Origin of the sequence: Psychromonas arctica (assembly GCF_038155225.1) — a bacterium.
Taxonomy (GTDB): domain Bacteria; phylum Pseudomonadota; class Gammaproteobacteria; order Enterobacterales; family Psychromonadaceae; genus Psychromonas; species Psychromonas arctica_B.
In genome coordinates this window covers 1-207 of sequence record NZ_JBAKBA010000468.1, presented here as the reverse complement: position 1 = coordinate 207, position 207 = coordinate 1, and the positions used below count along the sequence as shown (strand labels likewise).

General features: G+C 33.3%; 1 pseudogene. It reads right to left on the bottom strand.

The features are described 5' to 3' along the window. Positions 1-8: 8 nt before the first annotated feature. Positions 9-95, bottom strand: a pseudogene (locus V6255_RS19115) (YchJ family metal-binding protein); the annotation flags it as partial. Positions 96-207 lie beyond the last annotated feature (112 nt).

The following is a 207-nucleotide window of genomic DNA, read 5'->3' as shown; positions in this document are numbered from 1 at the left end:
TCAATAGTTTAATTGTCACGAATGTTGGGTTGATAAGTAGAAAATAAGTATTCACCTAATTGCAGACATAAAGCACTGAATCGAGAACGCATTAATTGTTCGCAAGTGTCTGGTTTTTGTTGTTATTGATGTATAGGCTGACAACATTGTTGGTTTGTTTGACCACTTTTACATAAACACTGGTTTGTATTCATTTTCTTTCTTCCA